This is a genomic window from Streptomyces smaragdinus, assembly GCF_009604385.1.
In the GTDB taxonomy this organism is placed as follows: Bacteria; Actinomycetota; Actinomycetes; order Streptomycetales; family Streptomycetaceae; genus Streptomyces; species Streptomyces smaragdinus.
Map to the genome: position 1 here is coordinate 254,726 of NZ_WEGJ01000002.1, position 19,149 is coordinate 273,874.

Below are 19,149 nucleotides of genomic sequence, written 5' to 3' on the forward strand. Positions count from 1 at the left end.
CCCACTCCCGGACCCGAAGGCGACGCCCCTGGTGGATCGCCCTGGCGACGCTGGGCTTATTGCTCGGCGGCCTGTACGGCACCGGCGCACGGACCGACAGCTTCGACGCCGTCCCGCAGGGCGCCGAGGTGGTCAAGGTCGCCGAGTTCCTCGCCGAGTGCCCGTACAGCCACCGGCTCCCGGACGACCCGATCGTCTTTCCCGGCCTGCCCGGCGCCTCCCACATGCACAGCTTCTTCGGCAGCCGGGTGACCAACGCCTACACCAATCTGAACAACCTGCTCGGCTCGACGTCCACCTGCAACCCGTCCATCGACACCTCCTCCTACTGGGTCCCGACGATGTACCGCAACGACCAGGCCGTCGAACCCACCGGCACCACCTTCTACTACCTGGGCGAAGGCGTACGCGAGGACATCACCCAGCGCATCCGCCCCTTCCCCCAGGGCCTGCGGATCGTGGCGGGCAACGCCAGGGCGACGGGCGTCAACGACCCCACCTCCATCGCCCGGTGGTCGTGCCTCCACCACGGTGAGGTCAATCCCTCCAAGGACTTCGTGACCTGCCCGGACGGCTCCATGCTCGAGTCGTACCTCGACTTCCCGCAGTGCTGGAACGGCACCGACCTGGACTCCGCCGACCACAAGAGCCACATGTCCTACCCGGTCAACGGCGCGTGCCCGGCGAGCCACCCGGTCCCGGTGCCCAAACTCCGTCAGGTGCTGCGCTACCCGGTCTCGGGCAGCGCGCAGGGTCTGCGCCTGGCGTCCGGACCCGGCTACACGATGCACGGTGACTTCTTCAACGCCTGGCCGGAGAACGAACTGGCCCGCCGGGTCACCAACTGCATCAACGCGATCGTCAAGTGCGGGGCGAACGGCAACCCGTCCTGACCCGCCGGCCCGGCGCGACGAGCAGCCCGACGGAGGGCAGAGGAACATGACGTACTCCACCAACCGCGCGAGATCTCTCTTCGCCACGGTCTGGCTGTGCGCGCTCGTCGTGCTGGGCTCCGCGTGCACCTCCGGCCGGCCGGATCCGGCGTCCGGTACGAAGCCCGCCCCGTACTCCCGTACACCGGCGGCCCGGCCGGACGGGCGGCTCAACGCGACCGACATCGGCTGGACGCAGCTGATGATCGCCCTGGACTCCCAGGCCGTCGGCATCCTGCGGCTGGCCCCCTCCCGGTCCGGGAACCCCGAGCTCAGGAACTGGGCCGCCGAGCTGGCGGACAGCCGGAGTTCCCAGCTCTCCACCCTCCGGCGCCTGCTGGCCGACGCCGGAGTTCACGGCGACAACCCCCACGAGGGCCACGACATGCCCGGCATGGTGAACGCCCAGGAGCTGCGGGCGCTGACCACGGCCCACGGCAGCCGCTTCGACCAGCTGCTACGGGAAGCGCTCGAGGAACACCTCAGCCAGTCGGGGAAGCTGGCCGCGTCGGTACGGGAAGCGGACGCCGACCCCGGGGTGAAGCGGATCGCCCGTACGGTGGAGCAGACCTCGGCCACCGCCCGACGGCACATGCCGTCCGCGCGACGCGGGTCACCTCCGGACGAACGCGTCAGGTCGTCCTGACGGGCGCGCTGCTGCGTCCGTGCCGCCGGCCGCCGGGATCGGCGTCGAGGAAGGCCCCCGTGTCGTCGGTGACGACCCAGGGCGCAACGGTGGTGTAGCCCGGCGGTGCGGCGTTGGTCTGCTCGGACATCAAGGTCCTCTTTTTTGCCGGTGTCGGTTGCGAGCATCGACGATAGGCGCGGGTGAAACGGCGGCAGCCCCGGGACCGCGACCTGCCCCGTACCGGCTTCGCGGAAATCCGGGTGCAAGGTGACGGCGGCTGGTGTGCAATCGGGGGATGGCGATCACGACCAGCACACCGTCGGTCGAGGAACTCGACGCAGTGGTACGGGTGTTGAGCGCATGGCAGAGCGACGATCGGCGCGCGGAGCTGCACCCGGGGGACATCGGCTGGTTCCGGCGCTTCGGCGCGGAGCGGACGGCGGACGCCATCCGGCTGTGGAGCCGGGGCGGGCAGGTGCTGGCGGTCGGGCTGCTGGACGGACCGGACGTGCTGCGGCTGGAGTTCGTGCCGGACGCGATGCACGACGAGGAGCTGGCGCGGCGGGTGGCCGAGGACGCTTCGGCGCCGCGGCGCGGTGTGCTGCCGGAGGGCGAGGCGTATGTGGCCGCCCCGCCGGGCGCGCTCGTCCGGCAGGCCCTGGTGCGGGGCGGCTGGGAGGACGACGCGGCCTGGACACCGCTGCGCCGTGACCTCGGCGAGCCCGTACCGGATCCCGGCGTGCACATCGAGGTGGTCGGGCCGGAGCAGGCGGCCGAGCGGACCGCGGTCCAGCGGTCGGCGTTCGCCGCCTCCACGTTCACCGTCGACCGCTGGCACACGATGGCCGCAGCCCCTCCGTACGCCGCCGCGCGCTGCCTGCTCGCCCGCGACGACCGGGGCGACCCGGTGGCCGCCGTGACGGTGTGGTCGGCGGGCGCAGGCCGGCCGGGGATGATCGAACCGATGGGCGTGCACGCGGACCACCGCGGTCACGGCTACGGCCGGGCGATCACCCTCGCCGCGGCGCGCGCACTCCGGGCGCTGGGTTCGTCCGGCGTCGTCGTGGATACGCCGAGCTCCAACACCGCCGCCGTCGCCACGTACCGGTCGGCGGGGCTGCGGCGGCTGCCGGAGGTCCGGGATCTGCGCCGCTCCGGTATCCGCGGGCCAGTACCAGGGCGCTAGGGTCCTGGTCATGCCCATCACAGCGGTCATCTTCGACTTCTTCGGGACCCTCACCCCCAGCACACCGGCGCACGTCTGGGACGAGAACGCCGCGCGGAGCGCTGCCCCTCTCGGCATCCCGGCCCGTACCTGGCGTACGGCTCTGGACGCTTCGTTCCCCGAGCGGGCGACCGGGAGCCTGGGCGATCTGACGGAGACCTTTCGCACGCTCGCGCTCCGCAGCGGAGCCGAGCCGGACGACGAAGCCCTCGAAGCCGCCTGCACCGCACGGCTGGCCGCGCAACGCGAGCTGTATGTACTGCGCGACGACGCGGTCCCCACACTGACCGCGCTGCGCGCCCGGGGGCTGCGCGTGGGTGTGCTGAGCGACTGCACCACGGAGCTGGCCCGGACCTGGTCACAGCTGCCGGTCGCCGAGCTGGTCGACGCACGGGTGCTCTCCTGCGAAGAGGGCCGGCGCAAGCCCGACCCGGAACTCTTCCACCTGATCGCACGTCACCTCGGTGCCGCCACCCGGGACTGCCTCTACATCGGCGACGGCGGAGGGCACGAACTCACCGGCGCCACCGACTGCGGCATGCGGGCGTTCATGCTCCGGGCCACGGACTGGGCCGACAACGACGCCCACGCCCGCGAGGACGACTGGCCCGGCCCGTACGTCTCCACGCTGACCGACGTTCCAGCCCTCGTGGAGCCGTCGCCGACGGTCACCGGTCAGCCGTCCGCCTGAACCGTACGGTGACCGACAGGCCCCCCTCGGAGGGCGCGTCGGCGGTGAGGGTGGCGCCGTGGGCCCGGGTGACGGCGTCGACGATGGCCAGGCCGAGGCCGTAGCCCTCGTGGCGGGCGGGTGCCAGTTTCTGGAAGGGGTGGAACAGGCGCGGGATCTGCTCGGCGTGGACGACGGGACCGCTGTTGGTGACGGTCAGGGTTGCCTCGGTGCCGGAAGCGCCGGTGGTGAGTTCCATGCGGCCGTTCGGATGGTTGTGGCGCAGCGCGTTGTCCATGAGGTTGGTGACCAGGCTTTCGATCAGTCCCGGATCCCCGGCCGTCACGGCAGGCATCAGGTGCGTGACGAGGTCGATGTCCCTGGCCGCGGCCTGGTCGCGGCGGGAGGCGAGCACTCCCTCGACGACCTGGGTGAGGTCCACGGTGTCCCGGCGGGTCACGCCGCGCTCGCTGGTGGCCAGGGCGAGCAGCGCCCGGACGAGCCGCTCCTGGTGTTCGCCGAGGGCGAGTGCCTCGCGGCAGACCGAGCGCAGGGTGCCGGCGTCGGTGTCGGGGTCAGCGAGGGTGACCTCGAGGAGGGTGCGCAGGCCGGCGAGGGGGGTGCGCAGTTCGTGGGAGGCGTTGGCGACGAAGTGGCGTTGGGCGTCGAAGGAGGCTTGGAGGCGGGCGAACAGGTCGTCGAGAGTGTGGCCGAGTTCGGTCAGCTCGTCCGTGGGTTCGCCGAGGTCGAGGCGCCGGTGGAGGTCGCCCGCGGAGATGCTCCGGGCGGTGGCGGTGATGGCGCGCAGTGGGCGCAGGAACCGGTCGGCGACGTACCGGCCGAGGGCCAGGGCGACGGGAATCAGGACGACCAGGGCGACGGCGGATCCGGTGACGACCTGCGTCAGGCTGAGCCCGCGTCCGGTTCCGGTGGTCACACCCGGTGAGGGGTGGCCCTTGGGCGTGCCCGCGTCGAGGCTGACGAGCGGGACGATCACCAGGAGGAGTACGAAGACCCCGGCGGCGTAGACGCCCGCCGCGTAGGCGAGTGCGAGCCGGGTACGCAGGGGCTGCCGGGAGGTCATGACGGTCCGATCCGGTAGCCGCCCTCGCGGACGGTCTCGATCACGCGCGGGTCGCCGAGTTTGGCCCGCAGCCGGTGCATGGTGTGCTTGACGGCGCTGCTGAAGGGGTCGGCGGCCTCGTCCCAGACGCGTTCGAGGAGTTCCTCGGCGGAGATGACCAGGCCGGGTGCGGCGAGCAGGCATTCCAGGAGGGCGAACTCCTTGGGGCTCAGCTCGAGGCGCCGTCCGGCCCGCGACGCGGTGCGGCGGGCCGGGTCGAGGGCGATGTCCCCGTACGCCAGGGTGGGCGGCAGCGGCGGGGTGGCGCGGCGGGCCAGGGCGCGGACACGGGCGACGAGTTCGGCGAAGGCGAACGGTTTGGGGAGGTAGTCGTCGGCGCCGAGGCCGAGCCCGGTGACGCGGTCCTCGACGGCGGCGGAGGCCGTGAGCATCAGGACGCGGGTCGCGCAGCGGCCGTGGGCGAGCCGCCGGCAGATGTCGTCCCCGTGGACGCCGGGCAGGTCGCGGTCGAGGATCACCACGTCGTAGCGGGTGACGGCCAGCCGGTCCAGGGCGGCGGTCCCGTCCAGCACGACGTCGACGGCCATGCCCTCGTGGCGCAGGCCGTTGCCGATGGAGCGGGCGAGGACCTCGAAGTCCTCGACGACGAGGACCCTCACCGCCCCCCACCGCCGGTCGTCGTGGGGGAGGGGCGGCCGGACCGGTCCGCGGGTCGAGGTGGCATGCGCCCAAGATGCCAGATCCCCGGTCGCAGCCGGGTCGCGGCCGCCGCGACCCGGCTGCGACCAAGTGCCGCGTACAACCGTCGGCATGAGCGAATTTCGAGTCGTGAGCGCCCCGGAGATCGTCGTTTCCGGACTGCGCAAGCGGTACGGGCGCAAACCGGCCCTCGACGGCATGTCCTTCACCGTCCGCCCGGGCGTGGTGACCGGCTTCGTGGGGCCGAACGGGGCCGGGAAGTCCACCACGATGCGCGTGATCCTCGGTCTGGACGCGGTCGACGAGGGCATCGCCCTGATCGGGGGCCGGCCGTACCGCAGCCTGCGGTGTCCGCCCAGGCACGTCGGTTCGCTGCTGGACGCGGCGTCACCGCACCCCGGTCGCAGCGGGCGCGGCCACCTGCTGTGGCTGGCGCACGCGCAGGGGCTGTCCGCGCGGCGGGTGGACCAGGTGATCGAGCTCGTCGGCCTGGCCCCGGTCGCGCGGCGCGCGGCCGGCGGCTACTCGCTGGGAATGCGCCAGCGGCTCGGGATCGCCGCGGCCGTGCTGGGCGACCCGCCGGTCGTCGTGCTCGACGAGCCGTTCAACGGCATGGACCCCGACGGCATCATCTGGATGCGCGGATTCCTGCGGTCACTGGCCGCGCAGGGCCGCGCCGTGCTCGTCTCCAGTCACCTGATGAGCGAGTTGCAGGACACGGCCGGCCATCTCGTCGTCGCCGGACGCGGCAGGGCCCTCGCCGACGCCGGCGTGGCCGAGCTGATCGCGGGCGCCTCCCGCAACCGGGTGGCTCTGCGGACCACGGCCACGACGAACGCGACGCGGGTCCTCGCGCGGGCCGGCGCGAGCGTTACGGCCACCGGCCCCGGCACCCTGACCGTCTCCGGCCTGCCCGCGGACCGGATCGTGACGCTCCTGGGCCGGAGCGAGGTGCCGTTTACCGAGGTGTCGGCACACCGTGCCACCCTCGAGGACGTCTACCTCGAACTCACCCGCGAGGCAGTCGAGTTCCGTGCCACGACGCCTGCGGAGGTCTCGCGGTGACCGCCGGCTTCGCCCGCGTACTGCACGCGGAGTGGACCAAGTTCACGACCGTACGAGCCTGGGTGACGGGCACGGTGACCGCGGCACTGATGCTGGTGCTGTTCGCCCTGCTCGCCGGGATCAGCAGCGACCAGAAGGGCTCGCCGCCCGTACCGACCGGACCGGGCGGCGAACCGGTGGCCGACAGCTTCTACTTCGTGCACCGGCCGCTGACCGGCAACGGCAGCATCACCGTCTCCGTGTCCGCGCTCGACAGCAGCATCCCCGAGGGGCCCGGCGAGCTACGGCCCGGCACCGTGCCGTGGGCGAAGGCCGGACTCATCATCAGGCGGAGCACCCGCCAGGGATCCCCCTACGCGGCGATCATGACCACCGGCAGCCACGGCGTACGGATGCAGGACAGCTACGTCAACGACACCGCCGGCCCTCCCGGCCCCGCCTCCGCCCGGTCCGTCCGACGGCTGCGGCTGGACCGGGCGGGCGACACGATCACCGGCTACACCTCCGCCGACGGCACGCACTGGACCACGGTGGGCACCACACACGTGAGCGGCCTCGGCCCGACCCCGCAGGCCGGGCTGTTCGTCGCGTCCCCGCCCGTCGCGGACGGCATGGGTACGGCCGGCACCGTGTCCACGTCCGTCTTCGGGGACCTCCGCGTCCGGGGGGCCGGGGGCAGATGGACTGGTGACCAGGTCGGCGCCGGCTCCCCGAGCTTCGCCGGCTACCCGGCGGGCAGGTCGGGCTCGTACACGGAATCCGACGGCCTGTTCACCGTGACCGGCGCCGGCGACATCGCGCCCGCCGTCCGCGACACCCTGCCCGCCGGCGGCACCCTCGGCGACATCCTCACCGGTACGTTCGCCGCGCTCGTCGCGGTCATCGTCGTGGGTGCGCTGTTCGTCACCACGGAATACCGGACGAACCTGATCCGCACCACCCTCGCCGCTGCCCCGAAACGGACCCACGTACTGATGGCCAAGGCGATCGTACTGGGAGGCGTCACCTTCGCCGCCGGGCTGACGGGAACACTCGTCGCGGGCCCGCTCGGCGAACACCTCGCCCGGGCCAACGGCGTCTACATCTTCCCGGTGACCTCTTCGACCGGACTGCGGGTGGCGCTCGGGACCGCGGCGCTCCTCGCGACCGCCTCGGTCCTGGCCCTGTCCGCCGGTACGATCCTCCGGCACGGCGCCGGCGCGGTCACCGCCGTCACCGTGGCCGTCGTGCTGCCGTACCTCCTCACCGTCATCCCGTTCGTACCCGCGAGCACGGCGAACCGGCTGACCCGGGTGACACCGGCCGCGGCCTTCGCCGTCCAGCAGACACTGGTGCCGCATCACCAGGTCACGGGCAACTACACGCCGTACAACGGCTACTGGCCCCTTCCGCCGTGGGCCGGATTCGCGGTCCTGGCCGGCTATACGGCGGTGAGCCTGTCCGCGGCCGCCGTCCTGCTCCGCAGGAGGGACGCATGACCAGGGCCCTGCACGCGGAGTGGACGAAGCTCCGGACCGTCCCCGGCCCCCTGTGGCTGCTGCTCGGCGCCGTCGCGGCGACAGTGGCGCTGAGCGCCGGGGCGGCGTCGGTCGTCAGGTGTACGTCCGCCGGCTGCGGCGGCGACCTGACCGGCGTCAGCCTCGTCGGGGTCCGGCTCGGCCAGGCGCCGGTCGCCGTCCTGGCCGTGCTGGTCATTACCGGGGAGTACGGCTCGGGCATGATCCGCACCACCCTGACGGCGGTGCCGCGGCGGGCCGCCGTCCTCGCGGCCAAGGCCGTGATCCTCACCGGTGCCGTGGCCGTCACCGGGACCGTCGCCGTGCTCGGGTCGCTGCTCGCCGGGCGGGCCATCCTGCCCGGGGCCGGTGGTGACTTGACGGACGGTGCCGTCGCCGGGCCGGTCCTCCACCTGGTCCTGATCGCCCTTCTCGGCCTCGGCATCGCGACTGCCGTACGGGATTCCGCCACCGGCATCGGGATTGTCCTTGGCCTGCTCTACGTCGTCCCCCTTCTCTCCCTGGCCGTCGGCGACCCGCACTGGCAGCGCGTACTCCGGAGGATCGCGCCGATGAGCGCCGGGCTCGGCCCGCCCCTCAGCCCCTGGGCCGGCCTCGGCGCGACCGCCGGGTGGGCCGCCGCGGCGCTGCTGGCCGGCGGCCTGCTGCTGTGCGGGCGCGACGCGTGAGAATCCTCTCCGGGCCCGTCCCGGCTTCTGGCGCAAACGGCCGCACGGGCTCATGGACCGGTAGTAGCGTGTCGGGTTCCTGTCATAGCCGTACGAGGGCCGGCAGTCGGGCCCGCTCCTCCCGGGGGATTCATGAGGAAGCGTCACATCCGTGCCGTAGCCATGTGCGCGATCGTGCTCGTCGCCCTGACCGGAGCCCGCCGCTCCGGCGGCGGCGGGTGCGACGACGGTGGGAGCCACGGGAGTTCGTCGAGCAGTTCGTCGGGCGGATCCGGCTCCGACTCGTCCGATGCCACCTCCGGCGGTACGGACCCGACCACCGACCCCGGTGGCATCCCCGGCGACGAGTCGGCCGGCCCCTGGGGAGAGGTCACGGTCGCGGACTGCACGCTCGGCCCGGAAGGGCTGCGGGCGGTGGTGCGCTTCGCCAATCCGATCAGCGTCTACCAGACCATCGACGTCACCGTCGACTTCAGCGAGCACGGCAAGAAGCTCGCCACCGGCACGGCGTCCGTCTACGCGGAGGCGGGGCAGGCCGGGGAGGAGGTGCTGGAGCCCGTCGCGCTCGACCTGGACACGAGCGGGCCCGCGCGCTCGGTGTCATGCGCGGTCACGTCGGTGGCGACCGAGTAGCCCGGCGCCGGCTCCGCCGTTTCAGCTCGGCGCCTGCGATCAGGAACAACACGATCGTGATGCTGATCGCCGCAATGACGTTCATGACGTCGGTGGCGGTCAGGAACCAGACCACGGCGAGGCCGGCGACAAGACAGGCGACGACGACCCCTCTGTTCATCGCGGACCGCCCGACACGCTCACCGGGCACGGCCCCGGGGACGCCGGACGGCGCCCGTCGCTCTCGGATCCGCGGCTGCGGGTGCCGGAATTCACCATGCCGGACCGAGATTCACTGCTCTTCGCATCACGAATCCTCACGCTTCGGCTGTACACCCTCGGCAAGTACAAAATTGAAGCGCACCCGGCACCGGGAACCGTCGTGCGACACGAAGGGAACGGCCCGCGAGACGAACCGAAGGATCACGCGGCCCGGGCAGGCCCTAATCGTGTTGACCGCCCCCGCCGGGCAATGCTGAAGTCGGCGCGTGGACAGCATCCCCGCCAACCGGCGGCTCTGGAACCAGATCAGCAGCGCCTACCAGCACGAACACGACCCGCAAATCGGTGCCGCACCCCGGCTGTGGGGCATGTACTCCATCCCCGACGAGCACCTGAACGCCCTGGGCGACGTCACCGGCAAGCGCGTCCTCGAACTCGGCTGCGGCGCCGGCCAGTGGTCCGGGGCGCTCGTCGCCGAGGGCGCCGACGTGGTCGGGATTGACCTGTCCGAAGCCCAGCTCGCCGCGGCCGCCCGGGCGATGGGAGCGGCCCGGTACCCGCTGGTGCAAGGCGCCGCCGAACACCTCCCCTTCGCCGACGACAGCTTCGACCTGGTGTTCTGCGACTTCGGCGGCCTCAGCTGGGCGCCCCCGCACCTGGCCGTCCCGCAGGCCGCACGCGTCCTGCGCCGAGGCGGGCGCCTGGTGTTCAACGTCGCCAGCCCGTGGTTCGAGGCCTGCTACGACGAGACCGCAGCCCGCGTGACGACGACGCTGCAGAAGGACTACTTCGGGCTGAACACCATCGCCGAGGACGACGGCGCGATCAGCTATCAGCTCACCTACGGCGGCTGGGTCAGGGTCCTGCGCGGCGCGGGTCTCGTCATTGACGACCTCATCGAGCCCCGGCCCGACGCCGCAACACCCAACGGCTACAACGAAACCGACCCACCCGACTGGGGGCACCGCTGGCCGGCGGAACTGCTCTGGGTGACCCACAAACCGTAGGACCGCTGCATTTACGCGCAGAACGTTCACGTCATCCGGGGAGCATCGCCCTCACGCAGGAAGTCCCGGGCGCCGCGGAGCGTGGTGCGCAGGCGGCGCCGCGTGGCCCGGCTGTCGAGGCGGACGTCGAGGGCGCCGGGCTGTGGACTGTCGGCGCGCAGGCCGGCCGGGAGGCGGGAGGGGCCGAGGCCGTCGCGCCGGGCGATGAGGGTGCCGAGCTCGTGCCGGCTCAGGGCGTCGGGGCCCGCGAGGTGGTGCATGCCGGGAGCGTCGGTCGAGGCGAGCTCGAGGAGGGCCGCGGCCAGGTCGGTGACGTGCACGGGGCAGCGGATGTCGTCGGTGAACAGGACACCATCGCGTCTCCCGGCGGCGAGGTCGTGGACGAACGCCTCGTGCTCGGAACGGCCGTGACCGATGATCAGCGACGCGCGGGCGACCGTGGCCCGCGGACAGACGGCGAGGACACCGGTCTCCGCCGCGGCCTTGGCCGCTCCGTACGGGGTGACGGGGTCGGGGAGGCACGTCTCGTCGTAAGGGACGCGGCTACGGCCGGAGAAGACGGCGTCGCTGGAGACGTGCACGAGGCGGACACCCGCCCGCGCCACGGCCATGGCGAGCCGGATCGGGCCCCGGGCCGTCACCGCCCAGTCGGCCGAGCCGCTCGAGGCGTTGACGACCAGCCGCGGACTGACCTCGGCCAGTACGGCGGCCAGGCTCTCGGGGACGCGCAGGTCGAGGTGATGCCACGCTCCCGGGAGGGCGCTGCCGCGTTCGGTGGTGTACGTCGCGGCCGTCGCCCACCCGGCCGCGTTCGCCTGCCGGACCAGCTCGGTCCCGAGGAAGCCGCTGCCGCCGACGATCAGAATCGTCATGCCTGACACCGTAGACCGCCCCGTCGCACCACGCGCCCAGCCGCTGGGAAAACCGCTGTTCGACGGCCTGATCACAATGATAGGCAGTCAGTGTGACAACACTCGAGTTCCCCGTCCTGCTGCGACTGATCGACGAACGATCGACCGCCTTCCGCACCGCGGTCGCCTCCGCGCCCGGCCTCGACGCGCAGGTGCTGGCCTGCCCCGACTGGACGCTGTTCGATCTGATCCAGCACCTGGGCGGCGGGGACCGCTTCTGGGCCGCCGTCGTCGGCGCCGGCCCCGCCGACGGGCCCCCGGCCGACGCCATGGCCGCGCGCGCCGCCCTGAACCCGCCGCGGGAGCGCGAAGCCCTGCTGGCCTGGCTGGCCGAGTCGACGCGGCTGCTGCTGGCCGCGCTGCGCGAGGCCGGCCCGGACGGCGGCTGCTGGACGTGGTGGGGTGCCTCGCAGTCACCGCGGAACGCCCTCGCCGTCGCCCGGCACCGGGTCCAGGAGACCGCGGTGCACACCTACGACGCCCAGCTCACCCTGGGCGCCCCGCAGCCGCTGCCGGGCGACGTGTCACTGGACGGCGTCGAGGAGTTCCTGACCACCTGCTGCGCGACGCCGAGCCCCTGGCCGCACCAGCCCACCGCCTTCGACTTCCACGCCACCGAGGGCCGCTCCTGGCGCCTGACGGTCGACGGTGCCGGCGCCCGCGCCACCCGCCTGCCCGCATCGGGCACCACGTCCGCCGCCGAGGCCGGGGTTTCCGTCAGCGGCACGGCCAGTGAGCTGATCCTGTTCATGTACGACCGCATCCCGGCGGACTCCGTGCAGATAGACAAAGACGCAGGTTTGTTCGACCTCCTCCGCGACTGGGAGCCGGAGGAGTAGGACCAGAGGTCCTTCGACGACCAGCCGGCGCCTCTCGCGGGCCGCGGTGGCCATATGCCGTACGGCGTACTCGCCCTTTCGAAGGAGGCTCCCGAGCCGGACCCCTCGCACACCGACACGCGGCCTGTACAACCAGCCCATGACAACTGCGAAACCGCCTGGACCAGCGCGTCCGGCCGCCCCCGTACGCATCGTCCTGCTGGCCTTCCTGGCACTCGTGACCGCACTCGGGGTGGCCGGGCCGCCGGCTGCCGCGCAGACGCCTGCCGAGAGCGCCCTTGGCTGGGGCTTCAACCGCTTCGGGGAGATCGGGGACGGCACCACCACCACCCGTGTCACCCCTGTCGACGTGCGTCTGCCCGCCGGTGTCACCCTCGTCGACATCGACGCCGGCTTCTACCACAATCTGGCGGTCACCTCGGACGGCGGCATCCTGGCGTGGGGCTGGAACGAGGACGGGGAGCTGGGCAACGGATCCACCGTCTTCGCCCAGACGACACCGGTCAGCACTGTCCTGCCCGCGGGCGTCACCGTCACTGATGTCGCCGCCGGCGGCAGTCACAGCCTCGCGTTGACCTCCGACGGCCGCGTCCTCGGCTGGGGCTACAACTTCTACGGGCAGGTGGGGGACGGCACCACTACCGGCCGCTCCACCCCCGTCGAGGTGAACCTGCCCGCCGGTGTCGAATTCGTCGACATCGACGCGGGCCGCTACCACAGTGTGGCCCTGGCATCCGACGGCCGCGTCTTCGCCTGGGGCTACAACAACGCCGGGCAGTTGGGCGACGGCACGACGACGAGGCGCTCCACCCCGGTCGAGGTGCAGCTGCCCGCCGGCTTCACGCCCACGGACATCACTGCCGGCTACGACTTCAACCTGGCCCGCAGCGCGGACGGCCGCGTCTTCGCCTGGGGCGACAACGGCGCCGGGCAACTGGGCGACGGCACCACCATCCAGCGCCACACACCCGTCGAGATCAGCCTGCCCTCCGGTATCACCGACATCGAGGCAGGCGGCTCCCACACCCTGGCCCTGACCGCCGACGGCCGCGTCCTCGCCTGGGGCCAGAACGCGAACGGGGAACTGGGGGACGGCACCACCACCAGCAGTCCCACCCCGGTCGAGGTGGACCTGCCCGCCGGCGTCACCGTCACCGACATCGCCGCCGGCGGCAACCACAATCTGGCGACCACCGCCGACGGACGTCTCCTGGCCTGGGGCCAGAACTTCTACGGGCAGGTGGGGGACGGCACCACCACCGGCCGCACGACCCCGGTCGAGGTGGACCTGCCTGCCGGCATCGCCATCACCGACATCACTGCCGGCGCGGTGCACAGCGCGGTCCTGGCGACGAGAGCCACCAGCAGTACGTCACTGACCGCCGACCCGGAGCAGGCGGGGCAGGGCGAGCCGGTGACCCTGACGGCATCGGTCGTCTGCGGCAGCGGCACCGCGACCGGTGAGGTCACGTTCACCGACGACGACGGGACCGACCTCGGCACCGTCCCCCTCGACGAAAACGGCACCGCCGTCCTGACGCTCGACTCCCTCCCGCCCGGCGAGCACACCATCACCGCGCACTACGGCGGCAACGGCAACTGCCCGCCGTCGGACTCCGAAACGGTCACAGTCACCGTCACGGAAGCACACGGCCGTATCACCGTCGAGAAGACCGACGAGGCGAACGGCGAGCCGCTGCCCGGCGCGGTCTTCCAGCTCTGGCTCGAGACCAACGGCATCAACGGCCTCCAGCGCACGGGCGAGGACCCGGACACACGGACCGGCAGCGCCTGCGCCACCGACGGCGAGGGCATCTGCACGTTCGACGAGCTGGACCTCGGCACGTACTACCTCGAAGAGACCGCCGTCCCCGAGGGCTACCGACTGCCCCGGCCCCCGGTCTCCGGGCCCTACACCCTCACCACGGACAACGCGGGACAGGGTGTGACGGCCGAGATCGCCAACCCCCGCGAGGAACCCGGAAAGGAGTAACTCCGTACGCCGGTGGCCTGTCTCTTCGCGGGGGGAGAGGCAGACCACCGGGATCAAGAGGTCGCTGGGGCGCGGTTCTCACGGCGATCCGCGCCCGGCGGCAGAATGCGGCCACGGCACTCATCGCGCTCCGAGGCCGTAAGCGGTTCCGCCGGCGACAGCCCCGAGCTTGTCCGGGTTGGCCACGTTATGAATGGCAGCGATACGGCCCTCGGCATCGAAGTCGAAGGTGACCGTGGCCATCACACGCCCCGGCCCGCGGAACAGGATGCCCGGCCCGCCGTTGATCCCGACCATCCCGGCGCTCATGTCGCCGGGCTCGACGCCCTGGTACGTGACGAGGCGTCGCTGAGTGATTGGTTGTCGCAGGTGACCGGCGGGAGGTGAGCCGAATGGGGTACCGGCTCGTATCTCCGGAGGCAGGGATTCCGTTACGCAGGGGGAGCAGTTGCGTTCCGGGCGGTCGGCGCTCGGGCGGCGAGGCCGTGAAGAGCGCTGCTTCGGAGAGGAGTCCTGACGTGAGGTACGCGATGGCTGCTGTGGTTGCCGGTGCCGTGATGACGGTTGGCTTCGCCGCCCCGGCGATGGCCGGGGGAAGGCCGGGGACGGAGCCGGTCCCGCCGTCCGCGGCCGAGGCCCTCGAGAATGTGGGGAGCCTGTGCGAGATCGTGCCCATGGATCGCGCCGAGTGCGAGAACTACCTCGACACCTACGCGGACATGGTGACCCAGATGATCCAGCAGGATCTGAGTCCCGAGGAGATCGTGAGCGCCCTGGGTATCCAGAGCTGAGTCCTGCCCGCCGGCGCAGGATGTCTCGTCACGACACGTCGGACGCGCTTTCCCGGACGGGCTCCCCGGCCACCGGGTGGTCCGAGGCGGCGGCACGCAGCGCGGCCTGGACCCGGCGGTTGCTGGTCATGGACGCCGTGACGGCCGTCATCGCCAGCAGCAGACCGGCAGCGGCGTACAGCGGAGTGCGGATGTCGTACGCGGCGGCCAGCCATCCCCCGAGGAAGGCCCCGACCGGCGCGGCGCACATGGCGAGCATCCGGGAGGTCGAGGCGACCCGGCCCATCAGGTGGGCCGGGACGATCGCCTGCCGGAGGGAGGGCCCGAGCACCATCGTGGCGCCCATGCCCGCCCCGCAGACGGCGAGCGCGAGGCCCGCGGCGTACGGGTCCGGGGCGGCGGCCAGGCCCAGGATGGCGAGCCCTTCGGCGGCGGCCGTGCAGGTCAGCGCGGTGCCCGTACCGAGCCGCCGGCCGAGGAAGGAGGCGATGCCGGCGCCGAGCAGGCCGCCGGTGGCCTCCGTCGTGAGGAGCAGGCCGAAGCCGAGGGCGCCGATGCCGAGGCGGTCGTGCGCGAAGAGGGCGAGGACGGTCTCCACGGCGAGGAAGGCGATGTTCCCGACCGCCGGCCGGAGCGCCAGGCCGAGCAGCACCCGGTCCCCGAAGACGTACGAGGCCCCGGCCCGCGCCTGCCGCAGCAGAGACTCGCCGCCCTCCGGTACGGGCCGGGGCGTGGCGGGCAGTGTTCGTACGAGCAGTGCGGAGAGTACAAACGAGACCGCGTCGGCCACCAGCGGGACGGCCCGCCCGAGCGCAAGCAGGGCACTGCCAGCGGGCGGCCCGGCGAAGCCGGACATAGCGGTCTGGGCGCCGCGCAGGCGGGAGTTGGCCTGCTCGAGGAGCGCGGGATCGCGGCGGAGGAGGTCCGGCAGATAGGCGGTGGCGGCCGTGTCGAAGAAGAGTCCACCGACGCCGAGCAGGAACGCGACGGCCGCGAGCAGGGGGATGCTCAGTACGTCGAGTACGGCCGCCGCCGCGGGTATCGCGAGCAGCACCGCACGCGAGATGTCCGCGACCCACATGGTGCGCCGTCGGTCCCAGCGGTCCACCAGCGCGCCGCCGAGCACCCCGAGGAGCAGCCACGGCAGCGTTCCCGCGGCCGTGACGACGGCGAGCGCGACCGGGTCCCGGGTCAGGGCCAGCGCGAGCAGCGGCAGCGCGGCGTGCGTCACCCCGTCGCCGAGCGAGGAGACGGTCTGCGCGGTCCAGAGCCGTCCGAACCCGGCCGGCAGCTTCTTCACGTCCGTGGTCATTCGGCACCTCCGTCGGTCTGCCGCCGCGGGGCGGGGTGGAACAGCGCGAAGACGAGCGACGCGTCCGGCAGCGAGGGATCGGACAGCTCCCGGTACTCGTCCGCGAGCGCCGCCAGCCGCGCCGCCAGTTCGGCGAACTGCTCCTCGGTGAGCCGCAGGTGCGCCATCCGGACGTGCCGCTCACCGGCCGGTGACTCCTCCAGGTCCGCCACGGCGTGCCGCATCAGCACGTCGGGCCCGCCCTCGCCCGGCTCGGGGAGCACGATCGACCGCGCGGCCATCGCGTAGTACCGCTCGGTGACGCCCCGGACCTTCCGCGTCCGTACGACCTTCACCAGGCCGGAGCGCTCGAGCAGGCGTACGTGGTAGCTGGAGCTCCCCTTCGCGAGGCCGACCCGGTCGGCGATCTGCGTGATGGTCGCGGGCTCGAAGCGGAGGACGGCCATGATGCGGTGGCGGGTGAGGTTGGAGACGGCGCGGAGTTGCTCGGCCGTGGTGACGTGAAGCGCGTCGGGGAGATCGCCGGTGGGCATGCGAGCAATGGTCAACGTTTCTTGACCATTGTGCAAGGGGTTTGGCGCGGGCCGGGGGAATCCGGGTGCCGGCGCCTTGTTGCCGACTCGCTCACGGCCGACCTGACCGCCGGAATCCTCCACGCCGCCTTGGCCGCCGTCGAGAACGGCACCCCCCTCGATCCGGTCACACAGCGCGCCCTCGCCCTCGTGCGCCGCTGCCTCATCCCGGCCGCCGGGTGACGGGCAGTCCGGGGCGGATTCTTACTGTTCCGGGCCTTCCGAGTCGGGTGCGGTGCGGCTGGCCAGTCGTTCGTATCGTTGTCTGGCTGCCTGCGGAGTGCTGAGCCCGAGGCCGAAGGCGATCTCCTGCCAGGTCATGCCGCGGCCGTGTGCCATCTGGAGGAGCCCGGTTTCCAGTTCGTCCATCTCCGCGCGAACCAGTGGGACGAGGCTCAACGCGGCGGTGATATCGGCGCGGTCCACCTCCGGCTCGCCGTCGTCGAGCTGTGCGACCCCGCTGAGCAGGAAAGACACGAGTCTGACGGCTTCGTGCGGCCCGATGGCCGAGGGGTGAAGCTGTCGGTTGCGTTGCTCGTCGGTAGTCGCGTGTCGCTCGGCGATGCGAAACAGGGACGCGTGGACGCGGTGCGCTCGCGCCTGTTCCGGCTGTGGAGGTGTGAACGGGTCGGCGTGCTGTTCGGGAGTTGACGGCATAAAAAGAGGATGAGGCCGTTCCCGAACCGTTGTCAACGTATCGTTTTAAACGTTTCGTTCAAATCGCGGTCGTGGCGGACGTCGGCTCTGTGTCGGCGCAGGCAGGCGCGCGGGACCATGAACGCCGTACGGGACGCATCGGCCGCGGTGTGCGTCCCTTCACGGCTGGTGTGACGATGGATATCAGGACCCCTGCGTAGCCCGGCGCGTTCCCGCGGGAAGAGGAGGTCATCGTGTTCTTCATGGATCGTCGTGATGCCGGCCGGCAGCTGGCGAAGCGCCTGGAGCGCTTCGCGGGGGAGCACGTCGTCGTGTTGGGGCTGCCCCGCGGAGGAGTGCCTGTCGCCGCCGAGGTCGCCGAGGCGCTCGGAGCGCCGCTGGATGTCCTCCTGGTACGGAAGCTGGGGGTACCCGTACAGCCGGAGCTGGGAATGGGCGCGATCGGCGAAGGCGGCGTGCGTGTGATCAACGAGGACGTGATGCGTACCGTACGTGTCTCCGCCGACGCGCTGGCCCGGGTCGAGGAGCAGGATCGGGCGGTGCTCGAGAGCCGTGCCCGGCGCTACCGGGGCGAGCGGGAACCGGCCGGACTCGAGGGCCGCACCGTGGTCGTGGTCGACGACGGCGTGGCCACAGGATCGACCGCACGCGCGGCCTGCCGGATCGCCCGGGCCCGCGGGGCCGCCCGGATCGTGCTCGCCGTCCCCGTCGCGCCGCAGGACTGGACGGCGCGGCTCGGTGCGGACGCCGACGAGCTGATTTGCCTGCATACTCCGGAGGACTTCCGGGCGATCGGGCAGTTCTACCTCGACTTCTCCCAGACGGACGACGACGAGGTCGTCACCTGTCTGGCGGACGCGGCCGACCGGCCGACGAAGCCGGGTTCCGGCCCCGAGGGCCTGGAGACGGAGGTACGGGCCGGGACGCTGGTGCTGCGCGGGCAGTTGACGGTGCCCGAGGACGCGACCGGAGTGGTCGTGTTCGCCCACGGCAGCGGCAGCAGCCGGCGCAGCCCGCGCAACCGGTTCGTCGCTGCCGGGCTGAACCGGGCGGGGCTGGGCACCCTGCTGTTCGACCTGCTCACCGATGACGAAGCAGAGGACCGGGCCAACGTCTTCGACACCGCCCTGCTGGCCGGACGACTCGCGGACGCCACCGACTGGCTGCGCCGACAGGCCCGGGCGGAAGGACTCCCGGTGGGCTACTTCGGTGCCAGCACCGGCGCGGCCGCCGCGCTGTCGGCGGCCGCCGAACCGGGATCGGGGATCGCCGCGATCGTCTCCCGGGGCGGCAGGCCCGACCTGGCCGGCCCACGGCTGCCGGTGGTGATGGCGCCCACGCTGCTGATCGTGGGCGGCCACGACCGCCAGGTGCTCGACCTGAACCGCAAAGCGCAGTCCCGCCTGCACTGCGAGAACCGGCTCGCGGTCGTCCCCGACGCCACCCACCTCTTCGAGGAGCCCGGCGCCCTGGAGCAGGTCACCCAGCTGGCCCGTGACTGGTTCACCGACCATATGGCCCCGGTTTCGCATATGGCCTGAACGAGTGCGTCCCCCGCGGGCGCCTCGATCACTCACGCAGGTTCACCACGCACAAATGATCTTCATAGCACTCGCCGCCCGAACGGTGTCGGCCGGCAACGCCTCACACCAACACCTCAACGGTGATTACTGGGACGACTGACGTGCCGGCAGCTGCCCCGCCCCGCTCATCCGAGGCAGCCGCAGCACGGTCCTCGGTGCCGA

At 72.3% G+C, this 19,149-nt stretch carries 20 protein-coding genes and 2 pseudogenes; 13 read left to right on the top strand and 9 right to left on the bottom strand.

The window, feature by feature from the left end:
- Positions 1-59 precede the first annotated feature (59 nt).
- Positions 60-893, top strand: coding sequence for a DUF1996 domain-containing protein (locus SRB5_RS04665; protein ID WP_407703876.1), 834 nt, complete (start codon positions 60-62; stop codon positions 891-893).
- Positions 894-939: 46 nt separating this feature from the next.
- Positions 940-1,578 carry a DUF305 domain-containing protein gene (locus SRB5_RS04670; RefSeq protein WP_153450137.1) on the top strand — a complete coding sequence of 213 codons (639 nt, stop codon included), beginning with the start codon at positions 940-942 and terminating at the stop codon, positions 1,576-1,578.
- 43 nt (positions 1,579-1,621) lie between these two features.
- Here the strand turns inward: SRB5_RS04670 and SRB5_RS04675 are convergent.
- Positions 1,622-1,708, bottom strand: a pseudogene (locus SRB5_RS04675) (VOC family protein); the annotation flags it as partial.
- 147 nt (positions 1,709-1,855) lie between these two features.
- On the opposite strand from SRB5_RS04675, the gene SRB5_RS04680 reads away from it, so the two are divergent.
- Positions 1,856-2,746: a GNAT family N-acetyltransferase gene (locus SRB5_RS04680; RefSeq protein WP_153450138.1), complete on the top strand. Its 891-nt coding sequence runs from the start codon at positions 1,856-1,858 to the stop codon at positions 2,744-2,746.
- 10 nt (positions 2,747-2,756) lie between these two features.
- On the top strand, positions 2,757-3,476 hold the full coding sequence (locus SRB5_RS04685; RefSeq protein ID WP_153450139.1) for an HAD family hydrolase: 720 nt from the start codon (positions 2,757-2,759) through the stop codon (positions 3,474-3,476).
- Here the strand turns inward: SRB5_RS04685 and SRB5_RS04690 are convergent.
- Together SRB5_RS04690 and SRB5_RS04695 are read right to left on the bottom strand one after the other, a co-directional pair.
- Positions 3,454-4,539, bottom strand: a complete 1,086-nt coding sequence (locus SRB5_RS04690) for a sensor histidine kinase (RefSeq protein ID WP_153450140.1) — start codon at positions 4,537-4,539, stop codon at positions 3,454-3,456. The two genes, SRB5_RS04685 and SRB5_RS04690, sit on opposite strands and share 23 nt — an antisense overlap.
- On the bottom strand, positions 4,536-5,198 hold the full coding sequence (locus tag SRB5_RS04695) for a response regulator transcription factor (protein ID WP_323377046.1): 663 nt from the start codon (positions 5,196-5,198) through the stop codon (positions 4,536-4,538). The genes SRB5_RS04690 and SRB5_RS04695 overlap by 4 nt, the downstream gene beginning before the upstream one ends.
- A 151-nt stretch (positions 5,199-5,349) precedes the next feature.
- Between SRB5_RS04695 and SRB5_RS04700 the strand changes: the two genes are divergently transcribed.
- The 4 genes from SRB5_RS04700 to SRB5_RS04715 all read left to right on the top strand — a co-directional run bounded on the left by SRB5_RS04700 (position 5,350) and on the right by SRB5_RS04715 (position 9,121).
- Entirely contained in the window at positions 5,350-6,303 is a 954-nt protein-coding gene (locus tag SRB5_RS04700; protein ID WP_153450142.1) for an ATP-binding cassette domain-containing protein, read from the top strand.
- Positions 6,300-7,781 carry a DUF1349 domain-containing protein gene (locus tag SRB5_RS04705; protein ID WP_323377047.1) on the top strand — a complete coding sequence of 494 codons (1,482 nt, stop codon included), beginning with the start codon at positions 6,300-6,302 and terminating at the stop codon, positions 7,779-7,781. Before SRB5_RS04700 ends, SRB5_RS04705 begins: the two co-directional genes overlap by 4 nt.
- On the top strand, positions 7,778-8,488 hold the full coding sequence (locus SRB5_RS04710; protein WP_153450143.1) for an ABC transporter permease: 711 nt from the start codon (positions 7,778-7,780) through the stop codon (positions 8,486-8,488). Before SRB5_RS04705 ends, SRB5_RS04710 begins: the two co-directional genes overlap by 4 nt.
- Before the next feature lie 132 nt (positions 8,489-8,620).
- Positions 8,621-9,121 carry a hypothetical protein gene (locus SRB5_RS04715; RefSeq protein ID WP_153450144.1) on the top strand — a complete coding sequence of 167 codons (501 nt, stop codon included), beginning with the start codon at positions 8,621-8,623 and terminating at the stop codon, positions 9,119-9,121.
- Here SRB5_RS04715 and SRB5_RS04720 read toward each other — a convergent pair.
- The gene (locus SRB5_RS04720; protein WP_153450145.1) at positions 9,099-9,281 is read right to left on the bottom strand and encodes a hypothetical protein; all 183 of its coding nucleotides are present in this window, start codon (positions 9,279-9,281) and stop codon (positions 9,099-9,101) included. The genes SRB5_RS04715 and SRB5_RS04720 overlap by 23 nt on opposite strands.
- A gap of 307 nt (positions 9,282-9,588) precedes the next feature.
- On the opposite strand from SRB5_RS04720, the gene SRB5_RS04725 reads away from it, so the two are divergent.
- Positions 9,589-10,329, top strand: a complete 741-nt coding sequence (locus tag SRB5_RS04725) for a class I SAM-dependent methyltransferase (protein ID WP_323377048.1) — start codon at positions 9,589-9,591, stop codon at positions 10,327-10,329.
- A gap of 26 nt (positions 10,330-10,355) precedes the next feature.
- Here the strand turns inward: SRB5_RS04725 and SRB5_RS04730 are convergent, their stop codons facing one another.
- Positions 10,356-11,201, bottom strand: a complete 846-nt coding sequence (locus tag SRB5_RS04730; protein ID WP_153450146.1) for an SDR family oxidoreductase — start codon at positions 11,199-11,201, stop codon at positions 10,356-10,358.
- Positions 11,202-11,293: 92 nt separating this feature from the next.
- On the opposite strand from SRB5_RS04730, the gene SRB5_RS04735 reads away from it, so the two are divergent.
- Together SRB5_RS04735 and SRB5_RS04740 are read left to right on the top strand one after the other, a co-directional pair.
- Positions 11,294-12,079 (top strand): maleylpyruvate isomerase family mycothiol-dependent enzyme, encoded by a 786-nt coding sequence (locus tag SRB5_RS04735; RefSeq protein WP_323377049.1) that lies wholly within the window; start codon positions 11,294-11,296, stop codon positions 12,077-12,079.
- 139 nt (positions 12,080-12,218) lie between these two features.
- Positions 12,219-14,072 (top strand): RCC1 domain-containing protein, encoded by a 1,854-nt coding sequence (locus tag SRB5_RS04740; RefSeq protein ID WP_153450147.1) that lies wholly within the window; start codon positions 12,219-12,221, stop codon positions 14,070-14,072.
- A 120-nt stretch (positions 14,073-14,192) separates the two neighbouring features.
- On the opposite strand, the pseudogene SRB5_RS04745 reads toward SRB5_RS04740, so the two are convergent.
- A pseudogene (locus SRB5_RS04745) lies at positions 14,193-14,411 on the bottom strand (RNA polymerase subunit sigma-24); the annotation flags it as partial.
- 179 nt (positions 14,412-14,590) lie between these two features.
- On the opposite strand from SRB5_RS04745, the gene SRB5_RS37395 reads away from it, so the two are divergent.
- Positions 14,591-14,863, top strand: a complete 273-nt coding sequence (locus SRB5_RS37395) for a saposin domain-containing protein (RefSeq protein ID WP_194292826.1) — start codon at positions 14,591-14,593, stop codon at positions 14,861-14,863.
- A gap of 28 nt (positions 14,864-14,891) precedes the next feature.
- On the opposite strand, the gene SRB5_RS04755 is transcribed toward SRB5_RS37395, so the two are convergent.
- The 3 genes from SRB5_RS04755 to SRB5_RS04770 all read right to left on the bottom strand — a co-directional run bounded on the left by SRB5_RS04755 (position 14,892) and on the right by SRB5_RS04770 (position 17,404).
- Positions 14,892-16,175 carry an MFS transporter gene (locus SRB5_RS04755; protein ID WP_153450149.1) on the bottom strand — a complete coding sequence of 428 codons (1,284 nt, stop codon included), beginning with the start codon at positions 16,173-16,175 and terminating at the stop codon, positions 14,892-14,894.
- Positions 16,172-16,708 carry an ArsR/SmtB family transcription factor gene (locus tag SRB5_RS04760; RefSeq protein ID WP_153450150.1) on the bottom strand — a complete coding sequence of 179 codons (537 nt, stop codon included), beginning with the start codon at positions 16,706-16,708 and terminating at the stop codon, positions 16,172-16,174. The genes SRB5_RS04755 and SRB5_RS04760 overlap by 4 nt, the downstream gene beginning before the upstream one ends.
- Before the next feature lie 243 nt (positions 16,709-16,951).
- Positions 16,952-17,404, bottom strand: a complete 453-nt coding sequence (locus tag SRB5_RS04770; RefSeq protein WP_153450151.1) for a DNA-binding protein — start codon at positions 17,402-17,404, stop codon at positions 16,952-16,954.
- A gap of 233 nt (positions 17,405-17,637) precedes the next feature.
- On the opposite strand from SRB5_RS04770, the gene SRB5_RS04775 reads away from it, so the two are divergent.
- Complete coding sequence (locus tag SRB5_RS04775; RefSeq protein ID WP_323377050.1) at positions 17,638-18,945, top strand: phosphoribosyltransferase; 1,308 nt, start codon at positions 17,638-17,640, stop codon at positions 18,943-18,945.
- Positions 18,946-19,149 lie beyond the last annotated feature (204 nt).

Excerpts from the sequence above, each read along its gene's own strand:
- SRB5_RS04670 (WP_153450137.1), top strand. The coding sequence starts at position 940 with ATGACGTACTCCACCAACCGCGCGAGATCTCTCTTCGCCACGGTCTGG.
- SRB5_RS04680 (WP_153450138.1), top strand. The coding sequence starts at position 1,856 with ATGGCGATCACGACCAGCACACCGTCGGTCGAGGAACTCGACGCAGTG.
- SRB5_RS04685 (WP_153450139.1), top strand. The coding sequence starts at position 2,757 with ATGCCCATCACAGCGGTCATCTTCGACTTCTTCGGGACCCTCACCCCC.
- SRB5_RS04690 (WP_153450140.1), bottom strand. The coding sequence starts at position 4,539 with ATGACCTCCCGGCAGCCCCTGCGTACCCGGCTCGCACTCGCCTACGCG.
- SRB5_RS04700 (WP_153450142.1), top strand. The coding sequence starts at position 5,350 with ATGAGCGAATTTCGAGTCGTGAGCGCCCCGGAGATCGTCGTTTCCGGA.
- SRB5_RS04710 (WP_153450143.1), top strand. The coding sequence starts at position 7,778 with ATGACCAGGGCCCTGCACGCGGAGTGGACGAAGCTCCGGACCGTCCCC.
- SRB5_RS04715 (WP_153450144.1), top strand. The coding sequence starts at position 8,621 with ATGAGGAAGCGTCACATCCGTGCCGTAGCCATGTGCGCGATCGTGCTC.
- SRB5_RS04720 (WP_153450145.1), bottom strand. The coding sequence starts at position 9,281 with ATGAACAGAGGGGTCGTCGTCGCCTGTCTTGTCGCCGGCCTCGCCGTG.
- SRB5_RS04730 (WP_153450146.1), bottom strand. The coding sequence starts at position 11,201 with ATGACGATTCTGATCGTCGGCGGCAGCGGCTTCCTCGGGACCGAGCTG.
- SRB5_RS04740 (WP_153450147.1), top strand. The coding sequence starts at position 12,219 with ATGACAACTGCGAAACCGCCTGGACCAGCGCGTCCGGCCGCCCCCGTA.
- SRB5_RS04755 (WP_153450149.1), bottom strand. The coding sequence starts at position 16,175 with ATGACCACGGACGTGAAGAAGCTGCCGGCCGGGTTCGGACGGCTCTGG.
- SRB5_RS04760 (WP_153450150.1), bottom strand. The coding sequence starts at position 16,708 with ATGCCCACCGGCGATCTCCCCGACGCGCTTCACGTCACCACGGCCGAG.
- SRB5_RS04770 (WP_153450151.1), bottom strand. The coding sequence starts at position 17,404 with ATGCCGTCAACTCCCGAACAGCACGCCGACCCGTTCACACCTCCACAG.